The organism is Anabaena sp. CA = ATCC 33047 (assembly GCF_963870205.1).
Taxonomy (GTDB): domain Bacteria; phylum Cyanobacteriota; class Cyanobacteriia; order Cyanobacteriales; family Nostocaceae; genus Trichormus.
On the sequence record NZ_CAWMSA010000003.1, the window covers coordinates 139281 to 161650 of the forward strand.

A 22370-nucleotide genomic window follows, 5' to 3' on the forward strand; every position below is an offset into this window, starting at 1 on the left:
TATGACTTCAACATGGAGTAGTTCTAGAAATAGAAAATCATTCTTACTTGGGAATTTACCCAACTCCCTGACAGGAACATTAATCAGGGTATGGCAACAACATTATGAAGAACTCTATGAACCAGAAGCAAAAGCAACCTCTTCGCTTCAAGATGCTTTAGAAGATGTTTTAAATTCATTTCAGAGTAATAATCCAAGATTAACTCACCTTCGTTATGTTTGGATGGTGTTGATACTCGCTGTTGTTGTAGAACCTACAGTTAAATATTATCAGCCCGATAACTCTATTCCAGAAACAACTATTAACCGAGTAGCTGTTTGGTTAATAGAAACTGTCGCAGAACTCCTTGATAATAAAGTGCCATTTTCTCAACCTGCAACAGAGCCAGAGGCAAATGCTATAGTGAATCACTTGCAAAGTTTTACTACAAGTAAAAAAAATGCCAGCTTTCAAATATTGTCTGAAGCTTTCGATGTTTATAGTAGTGCAATTAAAGCACTTGATTCACATCAATCATTAGAGGCATTACTAGATATTTTAGATGACTGTCTAGAGGGCTACGCTATCTTCCCTGGCTCTGATGGAAGACGTGAATTATTTGATTGGTGGATATTAGATGTTGTACCAGCAAGTTGGTATTTATTTCCTCCTAGCTCTATCTACTCGGTCAGTAACTTGGCACATGAGAAATATATTACATTTTGCCAAATAGATAAATTAAATAAAATAAGTTTTGCCATCTGGTCTATGATTGTGGGAAGTTATGAAGATAAAAATAAAAATAATTCATCTAGTTTTAAAATTAAATTTGATTTCACCTTAAACAATAAGAAAACAAAGGTAAATATTGGAAAAAATCAAGTGATTTTCAATAAATTTGTAAATATATATTAATTAAGATAGTTTGATGTGTTTAAACTGAGAGGATATAATGAGTGACCCACAAGATGTGTTAGCTAAACTTTTAAACAATCTTAGTGAGAAAGATCCAGATGAGGAAGAGGCAAAGCAATATAGTGAGGAATATGTTAATCAGCTTAAATCTGCTTGCGAAAATTTTCTGAAAAAAGAGGCGTTTACAGTTGGGCAAATTGTCAAGTGGAAAGAAAATCTGAAGAACAGAAGACTGCCCCACAAAAATCAACCTGCTGTTGTGATTGCTATACTAGATGACCCTGTTATTAGTACAGAAGATGAATCTGGTAGCCCTTATTTCTTAGAAACTTTAGATATCATTCTGGGAATCATAGTTGATGATGGTACTTTCTTAACCTTCTATTACGATAGTAGGAGATTTGAGTCATATTAGAGTCAAAGCTGATAAGTTCATTATTAATGAAACTTAGTGCATATTAGTGAAGTGCTGACTAGAAAAGAACACATTTCCCAAATTATAGTCACGGCTGCCCAAATGCGAGACATTGAAGGGCGGATATTTGCCGCCGGAATGCCCGTACCCGCTTTGATGGAGAAAGTCGCGGGGTTAATTGCTGGGCGCATTCGAGAGATTTACCCCAATGAAGGACAAATTAACTCAAAATTAAAGAATTATTGGGAAAAACTCTCCCCTGCTTCCCCATCTCCCCGTGTTGGTATTCTCGTCGGGCCAGGACATAATGGGGGTGATGCGTTGGTTGTTGCCCGTGAGTTATACTTTCACGGTTACGATGTTTGGATTTACGCACCTATTTCTCAGCTCAAAGATTTAACTTCACAGCATTTGCAGTATGCTCAAAGTTTAGGTATCCCCTGTTATCAAGAGATTGCACAATTACCTGATTGTGATGTTTTAGTTGATGGATTATTTGGATTTGGGTTAGAAAGAGCAATTACTGATAACATCGCCTCAGCAATTAATCATTTTAACGACTGGGATAAACCAATTATTAGTATTGATGTGCCTTCGGGTTTGCATACCGATACAGGTGAGGTTTTGGGGACAGCTATCCGCGCTACTCACACGTTTTGCTTGGGTTTGTGGAAGTTGGGTTTATTGCAGGATCAGGCTTTGGAGTATGTAGGTAAGGCTGAGTTAATTGATTTTGATATCCCCTTGGCTGATGTGCAAGCTGTGTTGGGAGACACCCACAAAATTAAACGCATTACACCAGCAAGCGCACTTTCTACTTTACCCTTACCCCGTCCCCCAGTGACGCACAAATATAAAGAAGGACATTTATTGTTAATTTGTGGTTCGCGACGTTATGCAGGAGGGGCAATTTTAACGGCGTTGGGTGCTAGGGCGAGTGGTGTGGGGATGCTGTCTGTGGCTGTACCGGAATCTCTCAAGCCGCTTTTGGTGTCGCATTTGCCGGAGGCTTTAATTATTGGTTGCCCAGAAACGGAAACAGGGGCGTTCGCTCAGTTACAATTACCAGAGAAGACAGATTTAAATTCCTTTAGTGCGATCGCTTGTGGGCCTGGTTTAACTACAGATGCTACTCCCATTGTGCAAGCAGTTATTGCTAGTCAACGTCCCTTAGTTCTCGATGCTGATGGTTTAAATATTCTCGCACAACTAGACACCATCCCCACATTACAACAGCGTCAAGCGGCAACTGTACTCACACCCCATACTGGAGAATTTCAACGCTTGTTTCCTCACCTTCCTGATGCTAAACGCGACAGAATTAATGCTGTGCGAGAAGCAGCAACCCAGAGTCAGGCAGTAGTATTGTTGAAAGGTGCAAGAACCGCCATTGCCAATCCCCAAGGTATAATCTGGATTAATCCCGAAAGTACCCCAGCCTTAGCCCGTGGTGGTAGTGGCGATGTGTTAACAGGGTTAATCGGTGGATTATTAGCACAAGCAGCCACAAAAGAATTACCTATAGAAGATATTGTAGCGACGGCGGCATGGTGGCACGCCCAAGCCGGGATATTAGCAGCCCAAGAACGCACAGAATTAGGTGTGGATGCGTTGACATTGACAAACTACCTTATCCCAGTTATGCGCGTTGCTGAATAATATTATTTAGAAGTTCGCGCATACCGCTAAAGCGGAACCCGCAGGGTAGGCGCAAAGACGCGTTGGCGAAGCCTCTCGAAGAGAAGCGGCTTCTCGGAGAGTAGGCACAAAGGTATATTGTACAGATTTTGCATTGCAACATCTCCACTTGAGAAAATTGGCACATCGCGTTAAGCTTCCATAGCATAACTGCACTGTAACACTAGGTAATGGCAACTCAACCCTCTCCGCAAATTCCCGTTTGTACTTGGAATCGTCCTATCGGTTTAGGCTGGGACAAACCTTATACTGTTCGCTACGCTAGTAATATAGATGATGGGCCTTGGCATGGTATGCCCTTGGGTGGCTTCGGTGCTGGTTGCATCGGGCGTTCTTCGCGGGGAGATTTTAATCTATGGCACATTGACGGGGGTGAACATCTGTTTCAAAACTTCCCCGCTTGTCAATTCAGTGTGTTTGAGTCAAATGGCGCATCCTCCCAAGCTTACGCTTTAGCAACAACAGCACCCACAGATGGTAGTCTGCAAGCTTGGCAATGGTATCCAGCCTCTACCGTTAGACAGGAGACAGGTACATATCATGCACTGTATCCTCGTAGTTGGTTTGTCTATGAAAATGTTTTGCAGACACAGTTAACCTGTGAGCAGTTTTCCCCTATCTATGCTGATAATTATCAAGAAACTAGCTACCCTGTGGCGGTGTTTGTCTGGAAGGCGCACAACCCGACAAATGCACCTATCACTCTCAGTATTATGCTGACTTGGCAGAATATGACGGGCTGGTTTACTAACGCGCTTAAATCTCCAGAGGTGAAAATGCGCGATGATGGTAGTCCAGTTTATGAGTATCAGCCGTGTTTAGGTGAGAGTAAAGGCAATTATAATTATCTGGTGGAAAGTCCCCAATCTATCGGTTGCTTTTTGGGACGGGTGGGAATTACAGAACCTTTACAGGAAGGTGAGGGTAGTTGGTGTATTGCTACTCAGAAACATCCCCAAGTGGAAGTTTTTCATCATAGCCGTTGGAATAGTGTTGGTAAGGGGGATGAGATATGGCAAAGCTTTGCGGCGGATGGTTCACTACCTGATTATATAGATACTACCCCAGCCGGAGAGAATGAACAAATAGGAGCAGCGATCGCAGTTCGTTTGACTCTCGCACCCGGCGCAAGTCTGCAAATTCCCTTTGTTCTAGCTTGGGATTTCCCCGTGACTGAATTTGCTGCCGGAGTTAACTATTATCGCAGATATACAGATTTTTTTGGTACTAATGGTAACAATGCTTGGGCGATCGCTTCTCTGGCTTTAGAACAATATCACTCTTGGCAACAACAAATTCAAGCTTGGCAACAACCTATTCTAGAACGGGAAGACTTACCCAACTGGTTTAAAATGGCTCTCTTTAATGAGCTTTACGACCTCACCAGTGGTGGTACACTCTGGAGTGCAGCTACAGAACGCGACCCTATTGGTCAGTTTGCTGTATTAGAATGTCTAGATTACCGTTGGTATGAAAGTTTAGATGTCCGGTTATACGGTTCTTTCGGACTACTGCTACTGTTCCCAGAACTAGAAAAATCAGTTATCCGTGCTTTTGCGCGGGCTATTCCCCAAGGTGATGATACAACTCGCGTGATTGGTTATTACTATACTATCGGTGCAGAAAGTCCGATGGCTGTACGTAAAGCTGTCGGTGCAACACCCCACGATTTAGGCGCACCTAATGAACACGTCTGGGAAAAAACCAACTACACCAGTTATCAAGACTGTAATTTGTGGAAGGATTTAGGCTGTGATTTTGTCTTACAAGTTTACCGTGATTTCCTGTTTACTGGTGCTAATGATATCGAGTTTCTTCAAGACTGCTGGAATGCTATTGTCCAAACTCTAGATTATGTCAAAACCTTTGATTTAGATAATGATGGCATTCCTGAAAATTCCGGCGCACCTGATCAAACTTTTGATGACTGGCGACTGCAAGGGGTTAGCGCGTATTGTGGTGGTTTATGGTTAGCAGCTTTAGAAGCGGCTATTGCTATTAGTGAGATTTTAAGCAAAAATCAGTCAGATGCAGACAGCCGAGAAAAATTACTTTTCCAAAAATCTATCTATGAAACTTGGTTAAACAAGTCTCTACCTATCTATCAAGAAAAACTCTGGAATGGTCAATATTATCGCTTAGATAGTCAAAGCGGTTCTGATGTGGTGATGGCAGATCAATTGTGTGGACAATTTTACGCTGCTTTATTAAATTTACCGGATATTGTTCCTAGCGATCGCGCCCTTTCTGCTTTAAGAACTGTTTATGATGCTTGCTTCCTCAAATTCTACAATGGTAAATTTGGTGCGGCTAATGGTGTGCGTCCCGATGGTTCACCAGAAAACCCGAAAGCTACCCATCCTCTAGAGGTTTGGACGGGGATTAATTTTGGTTTAGCAGCTTTTTTGGTGCAGATGGGTATGCAGGATGAAGCTTTGCGGTTAACTCAGGCTGTTGTTGAGCAAATTTATGATAATGGTTTGCAGTTTCGGACACCTGAAGCTATTACTGCATCTGGGACTTTTCGGGCTAGTACGTATTTACGAGCTATGGCGATTTGGGGTGTTTATTTAGTTATGGAGGGGAGGGGTTAAGAGGTTTTTAAACGCGGAGGGGAGGCAGCGCGTTGGGCGGCTTTGCCGACTTGTAGCGACTGCCGTCGCGCGGAGGTAAACGCAAAGGAACGCGGAGTTTTTTTTGAGGGTTTTTTGGTTGGGGTTTTTAGTAGTTTGAGTTGGGAGTTATGATGATTTATCCAAGCAGTCGTAAATGTGAGCAGGTTGATAATTATCACGGTACTTTAGTTGCTGATCCTTATCGGTGGTTGGAAAATCCTGATTCGGATGAAAGTCAAGTTTGGATTGAGGCACAGAATCAAGTTACTTTTGATTATTTGGGTGGGATTTCTGTTAGGGAGAAAATTCAGCAGCGTCTCACTAAGCTCTGGGATTATGAAAAGTATAGTATTCCTTTTCAGGAGGGGGACAATTATTTTTATTTCAAAAATGATGGGTTGCAGAATCAAAGTGTTATTTATACTTTGAAGTCTCTGGATGGTGAACCTAGAGTTTTACTTGATCCTAATAAGTTATCTGAAGATGGGACTGTTGCTCTTTCTGGTTTGGCTGTCAGTGATAATGGTAAGTTATTAGCTTATGGTTTATCTACTTCTGGTTCTGATTGGCAAGAGTGGAAAGTCAGAGATGTAGAGTCTGGTGAGGATTTATCTGATCATTTACAATGGATTAAATTCTCTGGTGCATCTTGGACAAGTGATAGTCAAGGTTTTTTCTACAGTCGTTATGATGAACCCAATGCACAAACTAAATTGGAAGATGTTAATTATTATCAAAAGCTTTACTATCACCGTTTAGGTACACCCCAATCTGAAGATATCCTGATTTATCATCGTCCTGATCAAAAAGAATGGGGGTTTGGTGGTAATGTCACAGAAGATGGCAATTATTTAATTATATCAGTTTGGTTAGGCACTGACCCACGCAATTTAGTTTTTTACAAAGATTTAACTAATCCCAATGCTGAAGTTGTCGAATTAGTTAATCAATTTGAAGCGAGTTATGGTTTTATTGAGCATGATAACGGCGTTTTCTACTTTTCGACTGATTTAGATGCGCCACGGGGTAGAGTGATTGCAATTGATATTAATCACCCTGAGAAATCAGCATGGCGGGAAATTATTCCTGAATCTGAAGCTACTTTAGATGGGGTGAATATTTTAAATAATCAGTTTGTGGCTGATTATTTAAAAGATGCTCACTCAGTAATCAAAATTTTTGATTTGCATGGCGCATTAATTCGGGATGTAGAATTACCTGGGTTGGGTTCTGTGGGTGGGTTTGGTGGTAAGCGTTATGATACGGAAACTTTTTATAGTTTTACTAGCTTCACTACACCCGGAACTATTTACCGTTACAATATGGTGACGGGAGAAAGTCAACTTTTTAGACAGCCACAGGTAGATTTTAATTCTGATGATTACGAGACAAAACAAGTCTTTTATCACAGTAAAGATGGTACAAAAGTACCGATGTTTATTACTCACAAAAAAGGGATAAAGTTAGATGGGAATAATCCAACTTATCTCTATGCTTATGGTGGTTTTAAGGCTTCGCTGACTCCTAGTTTTTCTGTGAGTCTTTTGGTATGGTTGGAGATGGGCGGTGTTTATGCTATGCCTAATATCCGGGGTGGTGGTGAGTATGGTGAGGAATGGCATCAAGCCGGAATGAAGGAGAAAAAACAGAATGTGTTTGATGATTTTATTGCGGCGGCTGAATGGTTGATTGAGCATAATTATACAAAATCTGCAAAACTAGCGATCGCAGGTGGTAGTAATGGCGGTTTATTAGTCGGTGCTTGTATGACTCAACGTCCTGAGTTATTCGGCGCAGCTTTACCAGCCGTCGGTGTCATGGATATGTTGCGATTTCACAAGTTTACCATCGGTTGGGCTTGGACTTCTGAATATGGTTCTCCAGATAACCCGGAAGATTTCCCCACACTTTACGCTTATTCACCTCTGCATAACCTCAAGCCAGGTACAGCTTACCCAGCTACTTTAATTACTACCGCAGATCATGACGATCGCGTTGTTCCTGCCCATAGTTTCAAATTTGCCGCCACTTTGCAAGCTGCTCATGCTGGTGATGCACCAGTCTTAATTAGAATTGAAACTAAAGCCGGACATGGTGCTGGTAAACCTACAGCTAAAATGATTGAAGAAGCCGCAGACAAGTGGGCATTTTTAGTCAAAACTCTCGATTTTGCTGTTTAGGGTATATTGTGGTGGGCAATACTGACAGTTCGCTGCAATCCTGATTTTGGCGTTGTGTGCATTGCCCACTCTACAATTCTGTTGGGGTAGGGAACAGGGAACAGGGAATAGGGAACAGGGAAATCTCCATCATTAAAATTAGGGGATTTGTGCAAGGAGGTATTTTTTCAGGGGCTTTTTTTGACTACAAACAAAAATTCATTTTAACAGGGCATTATGATTGACAGCAGCTAGTTAAATTAATACACAGATGGATAATGCGAGACAAAACTTAAACCCGGAAGAACTATATCAAGAGATTACCAATCTGCGGCAAATCATCGCCACTCAAACCGCAGAATTAAAACAAGAAATTAGGCAGCGACAGCAATTAATTGATTTGTTGTCAGCAACAGCAGCAGACTATCGCGCCTCAGAAACTCGATTACAAGACATTATCAATAGTGCGATCGCAACTTGGCTGTTTAGTTTTCGGGTATTTCCCAATTACGATTGGGAATATGAATACCAATCACCCGCCTGTGAAACCATCTTTGGCTATACATCACAGGAAATCTTGGCAGATAAATACTTATGGATGTCACGAGTGCATCCCGAAGATAAAAAAACAGTGATTATTCCCCTGTTCGCAGATTTCCTGGCTGAACGCACTACCAATGTGGAAGTTCGGTTTTATCACAAAGATGGTTCTCTGCGTTGGATTTCTACAACCTATACATCCCGCTATCATTCTGAAGACAACTGTTGGATTGTCACCGGAATTAGTATTGATATCACCAAACACAAACAAACAGAAGCAGCCCTCCGCCACAGTGAAGAACGTTGGCAATTAGCTATTGCCGGCACAGATGAAGCCATTTGGGATTGGGATATCACAACTAATATTACCTTCCGTTCAGACCGTTGGTTTGAGATGTTGGGATATCGACGGCACGAACTGAGCAACTGGGATGATGAATGGAGCAAACGCATTCATCCTGATGATTATGAACGAGTAATAACTGCTCAAGCGGCTTATTTGCAACGACAAACCCACAGTTATAGTATTGAGTATCGCCTCCGGCGTAAAGACAGTAGCTATGGCTGGTTTCGCTCCCGTGCTAAAGCAGTTTGGGATGAACAAGGAAATCCCATCCGTTTGGTTGGTTCTTTGGGAGATATTACTGAACGCAAACGTGTAGAAATGGAACTGTTGCAATCAGAAACTCAATATCGATTGCTGTTTGAAGCTAACCCCAATCCTATGTGGATTTTTGACTTAGAAACTTTGAGGTTTCTAGCAGTTAATCAGGCTGCAATTCACAAATATGGTTACTCTGAGTCAGAATTTCTGTCAATGACACTGGCAGATATTCGCCCTCCTGAAGAAATTTCCTACTTACATACGACTTTATCAACATTTCAAAGTTGTTCACCGTCGATGTTTGTCTGTGAAGCAAAACACTGGAAACGCGACGGTACTATCATTAATGTAGAAATTAACTCCCATAGTCTCACTTGGGCAGGTAAACCAGCTAAATTTGTACTGGCGAAAGATATTACAGCACAGAAAACAGCACTACGCGATCGCCAGCAGATGGCAACTCTGCTCAATAACTTAATTAATGGTTCCACAGATTTAATCGCCGCCTTAGATTTAGATTTTAAATTTATTGCCTTTAACAAAGCTTACGCCGCCGAATTTCTCAAAATTTTTGGTCGTCACATCCAACTCGGTATGAGCATAGTAGAAGCATTGGCGCATCTACCCCAAGAACAAGCTAAAAACGTCGAGACTTGGGCGCGGGCGTTGGCTGGAGAACAATTCACTGTGATTAGAGAGTTCGGCAATCCCAATGAACGCCATTTCTATGAAATCAACTACAGCATCATTCAAGATGCCAATGGTAAACAAATCGGAGCTTCCCATATTGTCAGAGATATTAGCGATCGCCAACGCGCTCAAGAAAAACTCCGCTACAGTCAAGCCAGGTTAGCCACTACTCAAAAAATTGCCCATGTCGGTAGTTGGGAATGGGACTTCAATACTCAACAACGTCATTGGTCAACGGAAACCTTTCATATTTTTGGACTCAACCCCCAGCAACCAGAACCGAGCCACGCGGAATTTTTACAACTGGTTCACCCAGAAGACTGCGCTACAGTCCAGAATCAGTTTATCCAGACAATCGCACACAATACCCCATTTTACTTAGAATACCGCATTATCCGCCCTGATGGTGCAGTACGTTATGTGGAATCTAGGGGAGAAGTTATTTATGAGCCGAAAAACCCAGCACCAAAGCTATTTGGAGCTATTATAGATATTACAGAACGCAAACAAGCCGAGTTAGAAATTATCCACAGCCGTGACTTGCGAGAAGCCATCTTTAACGAATCTGCTGATGCGCTGTTTTTAGTAGACCCAGAAACATTATTGATTACGGACTGTAATCAACAAGCAGTAAAATTATTTGAAGCTGCTAGCAAAGCTCAACTGATTGGCACAGCAGGTCATACTTTGCAGAAACAACCCTTGTCTCCAGAAGAATTAGCAGCTTGTATGACTGCAACCGATCAGCATGAATTTTGGAGTCAAGAAATTGAATATATCAGCAAGCAGGGGAATTGTTTCTGGGGAAATTTAGCAACCAAACGCATCTCTGCGGCTGGAAGAGAAATGTATCTTGTCAGAGTTACGGATATCAGCGAACGCAAACAAGCAGAACAAGCACTGCAAGAAAAAGAAGCTTTTTTACGCAGTATCTACGATAACGTCGAACAGGCGATTTTTGTAGTTAATGTTCAGGATAATGATTTTCGCTACGCGGGTTTGAATTGGACTCACGAAACGCTGACGGGTTTATGTTCTAGTGATTTGCAAGGGAAAACCCCAGAACAGATTCTACCCCCAGCAACAGCCCAACTGGTACGCCAACATTATCAAGATTGTATAGATGCTGGCGAAAGCATCACCTATGAGGAGTGTTTACCATTTCAGGGTGAACTAACTTGGTGGATTACTAGCTTGACTCCCCTACGGGATCAACACTCACGCGTTTACCGGATAGTCGGTAATAGTATCAACATTAGCGATCGCAAACGTTCTGAACAGATGTTAGAACTACAAGCTGTGATTACCCGGAACATGGCTGAGGGCATTTGCTTAGTTAGAGCCGATGATTGTGTGATTGTCTATACTAACCCTAAATTTGACCAAATGTTTGGCTATGAGGCAGGGGAATTAATTGATCAACACGCGTCTATCATCAACTACGAAGATGGGCGGATGACAGCTAGAGAAGTTCATGAAGCGATCGCATCTGCTGTTATACAATACGGTGAAACTACTTACGAAGTCCACAATGTCAAAAAAGATGGTACTCCGTTTTGGTGTAGTGCAACTACGTCAGTATTTGCACATCCTGAATATGGTAAAGTTTTTGTTACCGTCCAACAGGATATTACTGAACACAAGCAAGCGGAGGAGAAAATCAAAGCATCTTTAAGAGAGAAAGAGGTATTACTCAAAGAAATTCACCATAGAGTTAAAAACAACCTGGGAATTGTCAGCAGTCTCTTACAAATGCAAAGCAGACGCACTCAAGAATCTCAAGCTACCGCCATTCTGCGCGATAGTCAAAACCGCATTGCTTCTATTGCTTTAGTACATGAGAAACTTTACCGTTCTGATGACTTGGCTAACATTGATTTTGCTCAATATATCCCAGATTTAACAACTCATTTATTTGATTCTTATAACGTCAGTTCTAACGATATTCAATTGAATATTCAAGTTGAAGATATCAGCTTAGACATTGAAACCGCTATTCCTTGCGGCTTGATTATTAACGAATTAGTCTCTAATGCTTTAAAATACGCCTTTCCTATTCATCGTTTAGGCGAGATTCAAGTCAGGTTATGGCTAGAAGATAATCACACTTTGATTCTCATTGTCCGCGATAACGGCGTGGGATTACCTGCGGAATTTGATAGCAAAAAAAGCAAAACTCTGGGTATGACTCTTATCCAAGGTTTAGTTAAACAATTGCGCGGTAATCTTGAGATTAACAGCCAGCAAGGCACAGAATTTAAAATTACTTTTACAACCAGCAAGGTGTAAACATGATTAGCGTCTCCTCAAACACCCAAAACACAAAAACAATTAAGGTTCTGGTGGTGGAAGATGAATATATTTTAGCCATCAACTTACAAGAAAGTTTAGAATCTTTAGGCTATACCGTTGTCGATCTTGCTGATACTGCCGAAGCTGCCATTGAGAAAGCAACACAGTTGCATCCCAATTTGATTTTAATGGATATTCGACTCCGCAGTGAAATGGACGGTATCCAAGCCGCCGAGTACATCTGGAATCATCTACAAATTCCTATCATCTACGTTACTGGACATTCTGACAAAAGCACTGTCGAAAGAGCCACATTAACATTTCCCTTTGGTTACATCCTTAAACCCGTGCGCGAACAAGAACTTTATGTAGCGATTCAAACAGCACTTAATCGCTATGAACGCGAACAATTTTTGAGTTCTGTATTGCGAGGAATGGGGGATGGGGTGATGGTAGTTGATTCGCAATTACAAATCAAGTACATGAACCAGGTAGCGGAAGAAATTACCGGGTGGCGACTAGATGAAGCTAAAGACAAAAGTTTAACCGAGATTTTACAACTGATTGATGAACAAACTCTATATCCTGTAGAGAATCCCATGCTGTCGGCTATTGAACAAGGACATACAATTTATTTAGGCGATCGCACCCTGCTAATTCACAAAGATGGGATCATGATTCCCGTAGCCGATAGTGCTACCCCTCTGCGAGATAACACTGGTGTAATTACAGGCGCGGTGATGGTGTTTCGGGATGACACCCAACGACGACTCACACAAGAGAGCAACCTAGCAAATGAGCATTCCCGTCAATTAGAAATACAAGTAATAGAACTGCAAAAAATCAATCAACTCAAAGAAGATTTCTTAGCAGCAACCTCTCATGAAATGCGAACGCCATTATCAAACATTAAATTAGCTATCAGTATGCTCAAAAATGTTCTGAATCAACAGAAGATTTTTCAAGCCTATGCACCTGAAGCTTTTACATCTACATCCCATTATTTAAATATCATTCAACATGAATGTGAACGCGAATTAAATTTAGTAGATGATTTGCTGATTATGCGAATCATTGACGCAGATGCTTATCCCCTAGAATTAACTGCAATTCAACTGCAAAAATGGCTAACCCATTTGGTAGCCAGTTTTCAACCCATTGCCCAAACTCAAAAACAAATTTTAGAATTGAGTATTGCGCCTGACTTACCGCCTCTATTTTCTGACTTACATCTTCTCAATCGGATTGTCTCAGAGTTACTGACTAACGCTTGTAAGTATACTCCACCTCTAGGGCGAATTACAGTCACTGTTCACCTCAACAACAACCCAAAACTTTCCAAAGTTCAGGATGCTCAATCTAGTATATCCCCAGTTTTACAAGTTCCCTATTTTGAAATTAGAATTAACAACTCTGATGTCGAAATCCCCACCACCCAACAATCTCGAATCTTTGAACCATTTTATCAATTTTCTCAAAACCCAGCCCCAGATAAATCGTCAATTTTTGACTCATCTTACCAGATAAATCAAAATGAATTTCTGCAAACTAGCGGTACTGGTTTAGGCTTGGCATTAGTCAAGAAACTCGTAGAATATCTGCAAGGCACAATTACAGTGACAAGTGCTTATGGTTTGACAACATTTACAGTGCAATTACCTGAAAATTTATCTAGATAGTTATTGCCATATTTTTTCATCATTCACCTAAACAAACTGAGTAATTAAGCTTTTTATTAGTGCATTTGTCCTGCTCAACAATAATGTATCTTTAGAATGATTTATTTTGCTTTTTTAAAATAAAAATATAGACAACTTATATACAAAAAACATTAAAAGTATGAATTTGCTAGTTTCTAGCTCCTAAATTTGAGCTTTTATTGATAATCCAGTGTTAAAGTATACATTTTTCAACGCATAAGATGATTATTTATCTATCTCATGACAGACTTGCTCAAAAGACAATAAATACTAAATAAATAACTATTCCGATCACCTGACGAACTTGAACTTTATCTCTTCCCGTTACTAAATTGTAGCGGGAGATTTTTTTTAATCAGCAAATAATTAAGAAAATATTAAGAAGTTGTTTGGCTCTATCTTTAGGAGGAATTAAATTAGAGAGCATAAACACTAAATAATTAATAGCCCGATTGCCCAACCGGGCTTTAGCTCCAATTCCCCCCATGTTTAATTACCTAGCAAGGGGGGTTTTATTCCAGAAAAACGGGGAGTAGGGCAGCCGGGGAGCAGAAAAGAGAAACTAATGACCAATAACCAATGACTAATTAGTTTGAAAAATATTCTGCACCATTTTTTTATCTGTATTCGCAGCAGCTTGATCTAACTCGGCAATTTCACCAGCGTCTAATTGCCAACCCAACGCGCCAAGATTATCTTGCGCTTGGGTTAAAGATTTCGCCCCAGGAATGGGAATTGTTCCTTTACAGATACACCAGTTAATTGCGACTTGAGACATAGTTTTATTTCTAGATTCTGCCACGGCTCGCAAACATTCTAAAAGCGATCGCGCCCCCGGCAATAACTGTCTAAACAATAAACCTCTAATACCTTTGGGTAATTGTCCTTTCTCAGTGTATTTTCCGGTTAATATCCCCAACGCTAACGGACTATAAGCAATTAATTGTATACCTAATTCATCACACACTTGTTTTAGTCCTAACTGGGTAACAGGATATGTAGACAACAGCGAGTATTGCACTTGCAACGTCTTAATCGGTACTCCCCGGCTAGCAAACTTTTGATATACACGTTGTAATCTTTTCGTTCCATAATTAGATAGTCCCACACCCTTGACTAAACCTTGTTCATACAAGTCAGCTAAACCATCTAAAAGTCCTTCTTCTTGCCAAGGTGCATAATTTGCTGTTGACCAGTGCATCTGTACTAAATCAACATTTCTACCCAAGCGTTGCGCCGAAGCTGTGCAAGCTTTTATCATTGATTTACGTGTCCATCGCCAAGGGTAAGCAGCCAACTTAGTGGCAATGCAAATATGCTCACGGTTTACCCCTTGATACTCCCTGGCAAATCGTCCTAGCAATATCTCACTACGTCCTTGCAAGCGTCCAGTTCCGTAAGAATCACCTGTATCAAAGAGAGTCACACCATTACTCACACACAGGTTAAACACTCCTTGTAATTCCTCGTCCATGCTTTCTTTATATCCCCAAAGCAATTGGTTTCCCCAAGCCCAAGTTCCACAACCCATCTTTGGTAGATATAATTCCTGACTAGCTTGCATATACATTTACAAATGTTTTATAAATTAACCATTAAATTTTAGATTGTAATATCATGTCCGTTTGAATAGTTATCATATCTGTTGGGGTAGGGAACAGGGAACAGGGAACAGGGAATAGGGAATAGGGAATAGGGAACAGGGAACAGGAAAGCCCACCCTGCTGTACTTCACTAAGATGAAATATGCTGTAAGTCAGTCGGTGGGAATAAATATAACTATGTTAAGTAATGTAAACTTCTGTAAATCGAGTTCGTAGTCAGGACTTCAGTCCTTATTTTAGGACTTCAGTCCTGACTACAAACCTTTAATTATTTACGCTGTTCTACTTATGATTGGGGAAAATTATCAATTCAACTATAATTTAATTATTCATCCCAATAAACCGATAATTGTTTTCTTACATGGCTTCATGGGTAATCTTCATGAATTCGATGCAGCTATAAAATTACTAGCAGATGAATTTTCTTATTTAATCATAGACCTTCCTGGGCATGGCAAGACTCAAGTTTTAGGAGGGGATGAATATTATACAATGGCAAATACAGCCACAGCTATTATTAACTTACTAGATAAATTAAAGATTACGAAATGCTTTTTAGTTGGTTATTCAATGGGTGGTAGATTAGCCTTATATCTAACTCTAAATTTTCCTGAACGTTTTGATCAAGTTATCTTAGAATCTGCTTCGCCTGGTTTAGCAACCGAAACAGAAAGATTAGCCAGAGTTAAAAGTGATGCTCAAATAGCGAGAAAATTAGCCAGAAGTGAAGCCAAAGCTGATTTCGCCGCTTTTTTATTAAATTGGTACAATCAGCCGATTTTTGGTGCTATGAAAACTCATCCAGATTTTAATAGTCTGCTAGAAAACAGGTTGCAGAATCATCCAGTTGAGTTGACTAAATCATTGCAATTTATGGGGACTGGTAGTCAACCATCCTTATGGGAGAAACTTAAAAATAATCAAATTCCTCTACTATTATTAGTCGGTGAAAATGATGATAAATTTATAGAGATTAATAAAAAAACGGCTAGTGTCTGCCAATTAGCAGAGCTAAAAATTATTCGGAATTCTGCCCATAATATTCACTTTGAAAATACTTTAGAGTTTGTCCACCACCTTACAGGTTGCTTGAGAGATAATTTGTCAAGGTAGTAGTGGACTGACACAGCTAATTTTGTGCATTAGATGTAGGTTGGGTTAAGCACAGCGCAACCCAACTAAAATCTTGGTGTTGGGTTTCCTACGTCAAACGCCATTCGCCCCAAGCCGGGAAACCCGTCCACGGCGATGGCTCCCCAACCTACAATTTTTTTACTTATCGTTTTTGCTTATCGGTGGTATGACTATTTGGCGTGGGGGGTGGAGCAGCATTAGCTGTGTCTGGTTGTTGAGCTATTGTTAATTCTTCTTGCAGCATTTTCTGATAAATTCTGGGCAAAGAACTACTAATAGAATTGGTTTCGATACCATATCCTAAACTTGTCCAAGTGGGGGAGAGTCGGCGCAAAACGTCGTTTATCTTTCCTTGGCGCAATAGTTGGGGAATATCAACTCCCCAAACGCCGGAATCTTTCAACCAACGGTAGACTACTACATCTTGATATTCTGCTTCAAAACTATAAGTAGACCAAAACATCATTTGTGAACGTTTAGGATGATAACGAGGTGCAATATGATACCAAGTAGTATTAATTATTTGATATCTACCAGCCGCAGTAGAACAATTACCTTTGTTTGGCCCGGTGACGATAGTGACGCATATCTCTGGATGTTTACTGAGGTCGCTGACCTGTTGTCCACCATACAAGAGAGAATAGGGACGTTTGCCATTGGCTTCGCTGGCGGCAATGGTTCGCATCAAAGCACGGATGTAAGGGTCGCCGCCTTTCATCACCAAAGGTGGTAAATTTTGACTAAAGATGGGTTCAGAAGGCGATCGCAAGTCCCCGAAAATATACCATTGAAATAGGTACACGAAGCCGAGAAGCGCGGCTAAAGGGGCAATTAGTTTTTCTACGCCTTTGAGTTCAAAACTTTTCAGATTCTCACTCCTTGCAAATTCGCTATCCTAGCTAAAAACAACAGTTAATGTACCCATTTCGGCAAAGTGCAAAATTAGTCATTAGTTATTAGTCATTAGTCATTAGTTATTAGTCATTAGTCATTAGTCATTGGGTAATGCTAGGGACTGTTGACTGGCTTCTGTTGACTAGCACTGCTGAAATAATTCTGTAAAGCTTTTGGGACTAGCTTCCGGTTTAGCGATAATCTCGACGATTTTGTGACGTGCGGCTGGCTCAAATAACGCTTCTACACAGACTTGAGCGACTTTTTGCCGAGGAATGCTACCATCAAATAATGTGTCTGCACTTTGCATGACGATAGAATCGGAATTATCTTCATTTTTTAGCCCACCAGGACGGACAATGGTATAGTTTAAACCACTTTTCTGAAGATATTCCTCTGCTTGTTTTTTCCACACCAAAATCAACCAAAACAAGTTTAACGGATGGAATAACTGGGAAGTACACAAGGAACTCACTAACACAAAATTTTCAATGCCTTGGGTTTTGGCGACATCTACTAAATTTTTTGTCCCTTCAAAATCTACTTTATACGGCCCAGTGGGATCTAAACTTGGTTTTGCACCCGTCGCACATAGCACAACTGTACTATCTCCCAAAGCGGTAGTTAGGCTTTGTGGGTTTAAGACATCACCAACAACTAACTCAGCATCAGGAGGCAAAATGTTTCTAGCTGTTTGCATATCGCGTACCAAAGCGCGAACCGGGATGTTACGCGCTACTAACTCTTGTACAATACGGCGACCTGTTTCACCTGTCGCCCCGGCTACAAATGCTTTCATGATCAACGCTATCCTGAGAAACTAAGTAGGTGATTAATTCGTTTTATATTGTAGTGATTTCATGAACTTCATGACAGATTTCTAAGCTTTCGGTCAAAATAGAAGTTTAGTGCTACACAACCCAAACAAATTGGGAATCATTAATATAGACAAACGCCAAATCAGAGGGGAATGCTTCATGCTTTCAGCAAACGGCGAGTATCAATCTTTGGATATAACAGAAACAGTTGTACCCGTCGCTGCCAACCTCCCAGAGAATGAGGTTACAGACACACAATTACCTGTAGGCACACCAACTAAATTTTACGGTCGTTATAGCGACTGTATGGAAATGTTCGCTCCAGCGCATCGCGTGGTTGAGTATCTTAATGCTCATGCTAGCTGGTTTTCGCGCTGTGCTGAACCGATGAAAGTACAACCGTTGGGGGAAAACGGTTACGCGCTGATTATAGGTCGTTTTGGCTCGTTTGGTTATGAAGTCGAGCCGAAAATTGGCTTAGAACTGTTACCTCCCGAAGACGGAGTTTATCGCATTCGCACAATTCCGATTCCTGACTATCAACCGCCTGGTTATGATGTGGATTATCGGGCATCATTACAGTTACAAGAGGATGGCAGCGAAATCACGCGGGTTGAATGGGAGTTAGATTTAGTCGTTTGTCTGCACTTTCCGCGATTTATCCAGCGTTTGCCCAAGTCTTTAATTCAGTCTACAGGCGATCGCCTCCTAAACCAAATCGTGCGTCAAGTTTCTCGCCGCTTAACTCGCAAAGTCCAAGAAGATTTTCACACATTTCTAGGACTTCCCTTCCCTGGTAAATTCCATAAATAATGATTTAGATAGTCAGTAGTCAATAGTCATCAGTCCCTAACATTAGCTAATGACTAATGACTAATGACTAATGACTAAGCCTTAGAAAGAATTCTTTGCACAATTTCTACACCAGTGATAGCTTGCCAAGTAAACAGTCCTAAAATGGCAAAGTTTAAGACAATGTGAGTTACCCGCGCCCAGTTTGCTCCTTTTTGCATGAAAGGAGATAATGCAGCAGAAAATGCAATTAAACCAGTCATACCCAGCCCAGCTAGTAGGTGCGGCCCCACAAATAACTTACCGTTATTGATATAGGTGACACCCATGCCGCCAATTGTACCAGCTACCATCAAAGCTAAAATGACTGAGCCAATTTGGTAGTGCTTGATATTATACTTACCTTTAATTAGTTCCTTTTTTTGTTCCCCTTGTGCGTTGCGAGTACGCTGTACTTGCAACCCTAGGTAAGCAGCATACAGTGAGAGTGCTAATAATGCCCACATGAGCATGGGGTGAAAGAAATTCAGCCAATATTTAACCGAGGGAGACAATTCCAGATTCATCGTGTTCTCGCCCAATTCTTAAATCTTAATAAAAATTAGCATAGTTTGATGTACCGTGGGCGACGGAGGGGATGAGGAAGCAGGGGGGCAGGGGAAGCAGGGGAAGCAGGGGAAGAATAACTTTTACCCAGTCAACAGTCAACTATCAACTATCAAAAGTCCGTTAAACTAAACTTGCTTAAATCTGTTCAAAGACTTAAGACGTTAGCTTCCTGTTTCATTCTGGTAATGTCGGCATTATCCAGTCCACAGGCTTAAAATCGGGCGTAACTCACCCTATTTTGGAGTTTTTACATTGAGAGGCTTTGCTACTTTACTCCCTGATTTTCAGCCATTTAAAATTTCTGGATTTTCTCAATTACCTTGCTACAGGCTGGCTACTCTCAAAAGTTTTGTACAGGTTCTCAAGCCTAAAATTTTTTTAGCTTGGTTTTCGCTTATCCCTAATCATAGTGGATTTTGAGTAAGTTTGAGCAAGTTTTTCAGCACTGTTTAATTCCCCTTGCAAAAGTTGCTCAATCATCTGAGACTAACAACATAAGATTTCCCTGTTAGAACCGAATTCATGAATAATAACAATGATGCTTTGCTGCTGAAGGCGGCTAAAATAGGCGATTTGAAGCAGGTGTCTGCACTACTGGCGGCTGGTGCTAGGGCGGATGTGTGCGATCGCGATGGCACTACGCCGTTAATGTTTGCTGCTAATCTAGGTTATACCGAAATTGTGCGATCGCTTGTGGATGCTGGGGCAAATATCAATTTACCCAGAAAACTCTACGGTTTGACGGCGTTGATGTTGGCTGCTAGTAACAAACAGCTTGATATTGTCCAGCTTCTTATCTCTAAAGGGGCTGATGTCAATGCTACTAATGAAGATGGTAGTACAGCTTTGATGGCAGCAGCTTTAAAAGGTTATGTGGAAATAGTACGGGTGTTGCTGGCTGCTGGTGCGGATGTGAATTTATCCGACAAAGATGATGATACAGCTTTAAAGCTGGCTGTGAAACAAGGACAAGCCGCAGTAGTGCAAGTGATGTTACAACATGGTGCAGATGCTAACACCCAAGATGAAGAAGGTGAAACACCGTTAATGATAGCAGCCGACTTGGGAAAGCAGGATGTAGTGGAAGTATTGCTGACTCTTGGGGCTGATGTCAACCAGCAAAACCAAAATGGTGACACGGCACTGTTTGCAGCTGCGGCGGCTGGACAAGGTGCGATCGCTGGCGTTTTACTAGATAAAGTAGCTGAGATTAATCATCAAAACCACGACGGTGAAACAGCTTTACATCTCGCCGTCGTGGAAGGGCATCTGGATTTAGTCCAAATTTTACTCAATCGGGGTGCAAATCCCCAAATTAGAAACAACCTAGGTGACACACCATTATTAGTTGCTGCCTTACAAGGACATACTCAGATAGTCGAGATATTGCTACGTGAGGGTGCAGATTCACAGGTAAAAAATCTCGGTGAGACACCGTTAACTTTAGCCGCATCCCAAGGACACACCGACACAGTAAAGTTATTGTTAGACTACGGTGCTGATGTTAATTTACCAGCCGATGATGGTAAAACTGCCTTAATTAAAGCCGCAGAGCGCAATTATCCCAGCATAATGCAATTATTGTTAGCCAAAGGCGCAAATGTCAATTATCAAGACTCGGCGGCAGCTACAGCTTTAATGTGGGCTGCTGCTGGCGGTTATAGCAAAGCCGTGCAAGTCTTACTCGCCGGAGGCGCAGAGCCAAATTTAAAAAATCGCGGTGGTTATACTGCTTTGATGATTGCCGAATTTAATGGTTATCGAAATATCGTTCTCAGTTTAAAACAGGCTGGCGCACAAGAATAATGGCGTTAGTAAAAATCAAGATTTCTGGATATTTTACAGACCTAAATTTTGAGTAAAAACACAGCAATAAAAGTCAAAAAAATCTGTGGTTATTTAGACAAATTCTTTCTATAATTACCCCATGAGACGATTTTTTTGAAACAACTTGACAACTAGGAAAAAACACGGTATTTAATTAGATAATAAGGAGGTATAAAAAATCTGTTTCAGAAATGAAAAACTAAAAGAATAAACATCTGTAGCGGCTTGGGATAAAATAGCTACAGCAAAGATGGGAAGAAATTGAAACACCGAAGTAGACCAGGTAAAACGCTTGAGCTTCAAGGATACCAATGGAGCCAAACTGAAGAAGTAAAATTACTTTCTGCTGTTTACCTTGTCATTCCTCCGGCGTTTCCTACTGTGCTAGATATGCTTAATATATAGGTTTTCATTTCTGATAACAGTATTGTAATTATCAGTTTTCATGTATTTTAGTAAACGCTGAAAATTAATCAGTGACTCAAGAATAAAATCCTGAAAAGTTTTAGGTAGAAAATTGTACTCGACAGTAAATTAGGAGTGAGCCAAAAAAAATCTGAGGAACAGCAGTCACAACAAAGGTTGTGGGTGGGAATTGGTTGTCAATCGGGGATTAGTTATAAGTTGGTAGATGTAGCAATTGAGGGCGTTTTTAGAGAGTATGAATTAGATAAAAATGCGATCGCCGGAATTGGTACGATTGACAGCAAAGCCACAGAAGCCGGGATATTGGACTATTGTCGCCTAACAAAATTACCTTTAAAAACCTTTGCCGCCGAGATTTTATCTACTGTAGCTGTTCCCAATCCTAACGCAGCGATCGCGCAAAAAGTCAGAACCCCAAGTGTAGCAGAAGCGGCGGCGATTTTAGCAGCCACTCGCCAGAATCAGGCAGTCAAGCTATTAGTTCCCAAGCAAATTTTCCGCTTACCAGGAGAAGTAGGCACAGTCACAGTTGCTGTGGCTCAAGGAGGGGAGCAGGGGGAGCAGAGGGAGCAGAGGGAGCCGAGAAGAACAACTAATGACTAATGTACGGGCGGGTTTACTAAGAACTTTCATGGCTATACAGATTATCGCAGCTTAC

Annotated in this window: 15 protein-coding genes; 11 read left to right on the top strand and 4 right to left on the bottom strand. The window is 41.1% G+C overall.

Annotated elements, in window-relative coordinates; genetic code table 11:
• The first annotated feature begins 1 nt into the window (after position 1).
• The 7 genes from AACS98_RS01060 (at position 2) to AACS98_RS01090 (ending at position 13587) form a co-directional block, all read left to right on the top strand.
• Positions 2–895, top strand: a complete 894-nt coding sequence (locus AACS98_RS01060) for a hypothetical protein (RefSeq protein ID WP_066375239.1) — start codon at positions 2–4, stop codon at positions 893–895.
• Between the two features lie 37 nt (positions 896–932).
• Positions 933–1310, top strand: a complete 378-nt coding sequence (locus AACS98_RS01065) for a hypothetical protein (RefSeq protein WP_066375240.1) — start codon at positions 933–935, stop codon at positions 1308–1310.
• Between the two features lie 102 nt (positions 1311–1412).
• Positions 1413–2969, top strand: a complete 1557-nt coding sequence (locus AACS98_RS01070) for an NAD(P)H-hydrate dehydratase (protein ID WP_369815921.1) — start codon at positions 1413–1415, stop codon at positions 2967–2969.
• 209 nt (positions 2970–3178) lie between these two features.
• Complete coding sequence (locus tag AACS98_RS01075; protein WP_066375241.1) at positions 3179–5602, top strand: GH116 family glycosyl hydrolase; 2424 nt, start codon at positions 3179–3181, stop codon at positions 5600–5602.
• A gap of 152 nt (positions 5603–5754) precedes the next feature.
• Positions 5755–7803: a prolyl oligopeptidase family serine peptidase gene (locus AACS98_RS01080; RefSeq protein WP_066375247.1), complete on the top strand. Its 2049-nt coding sequence runs from the start codon at positions 5755–5757 to the stop codon at positions 7801–7803.
• Between the two features lie 250 nt (positions 7804–8053).
• On the top strand, positions 8054–11905 hold the full coding sequence (locus tag AACS98_RS01085) for a PAS domain S-box protein (RefSeq protein ID WP_066375248.1): 3852 nt from the start codon (positions 8054–8056) through the stop codon (positions 11903–11905).
• A 2-nt stretch (positions 11906–11907) separates the two neighbouring features.
• Positions 11908–13587, top strand: coding sequence for a hybrid sensor histidine kinase/response regulator (locus tag AACS98_RS01090; RefSeq protein WP_066375249.1), 1680 nt, complete (start codon positions 11908–11910; stop codon positions 13585–13587).
• Positions 13588–14191: 604 nt separating this feature from the next.
• Here the strand turns inward: AACS98_RS01090 and AACS98_RS01095 are convergent.
• A complete protein-coding gene (locus AACS98_RS01095) occupies positions 14192–15172 on the bottom strand; it encodes an aldo/keto reductase (protein WP_066375469.1) in 981 nt (326 codons plus the stop codon).
• Between the two features lie 328 nt (positions 15173–15500).
• On the opposite strand from AACS98_RS01095, the gene menH reads away from it, so the two are divergent.
• Complete coding sequence (menH, locus tag AACS98_RS01100) at positions 15501–16325, top strand: 2-succinyl-6-hydroxy-2,4-cyclohexadiene-1-carboxylate synthase (RefSeq protein ID WP_066375253.1); 825 nt, start codon at positions 15501–15503, stop codon at positions 16323–16325.
• A 163-nt stretch (positions 16326–16488) separates the two neighbouring features.
• Here the strand turns inward: menH and AACS98_RS01105 are convergent, their stop codons facing one another.
• Entirely contained in the window at positions 16489–17178 is a 690-nt protein-coding gene (locus AACS98_RS01105) for a glycoside hydrolase family 24 protein (protein ID WP_066425822.1), read from the bottom strand.
• A 204-nt stretch (positions 17179–17382) separates the two neighbouring features.
• Positions 17383–18039 (bottom strand): NAD(P)H-binding protein, encoded by a 657-nt coding sequence (locus AACS98_RS01110; protein ID WP_066375262.1) that lies wholly within the window; start codon positions 18037–18039, stop codon positions 17383–17385.
• Positions 18040–18217: 178 nt separating this feature from the next.
• On the opposite strand from AACS98_RS01110, the gene AACS98_RS01115 reads away from it, so the two are divergent.
• A complete protein-coding gene (locus AACS98_RS01115) occupies positions 18218–18871 on the top strand; it encodes a DUF1997 domain-containing protein (protein WP_066375264.1) in 654 nt (217 codons plus the stop codon).
• 74 nt (positions 18872–18945) lie between these two features.
• On the opposite strand, the gene AACS98_RS01120 is transcribed toward AACS98_RS01115, so the two are convergent.
• The gene (locus AACS98_RS01120; RefSeq protein ID WP_066375267.1) at positions 18946–19416 is read right to left on the bottom strand and encodes a DUF4079 domain-containing protein; all 471 of its coding nucleotides are present in this window, start codon (positions 19414–19416) and stop codon (positions 18946–18948) included.
• A 565-nt stretch (positions 19417–19981) separates the two neighbouring features.
• Between AACS98_RS01120 and AACS98_RS01125 the strand changes: the two genes are divergently transcribed.
• Positions 19982–21265 carry an ankyrin repeat domain-containing protein gene (locus AACS98_RS01125; protein ID WP_066375269.1) on the top strand — a complete coding sequence of 428 codons (1284 nt, stop codon included), beginning with the start codon at positions 19982–19984 and terminating at the stop codon, positions 21263–21265.
• Positions 21266–21826: 561 nt separating this feature from the next.
• The gene (locus AACS98_RS01130) at positions 21827–22315 is read left to right on the top strand and encodes a cobalamin biosynthesis protein (RefSeq protein WP_066375271.1); all 489 of its coding nucleotides are present in this window, start codon (positions 21827–21829) and stop codon (positions 22313–22315) included.
• Positions 22316–22370 lie beyond the last annotated feature (55 nt).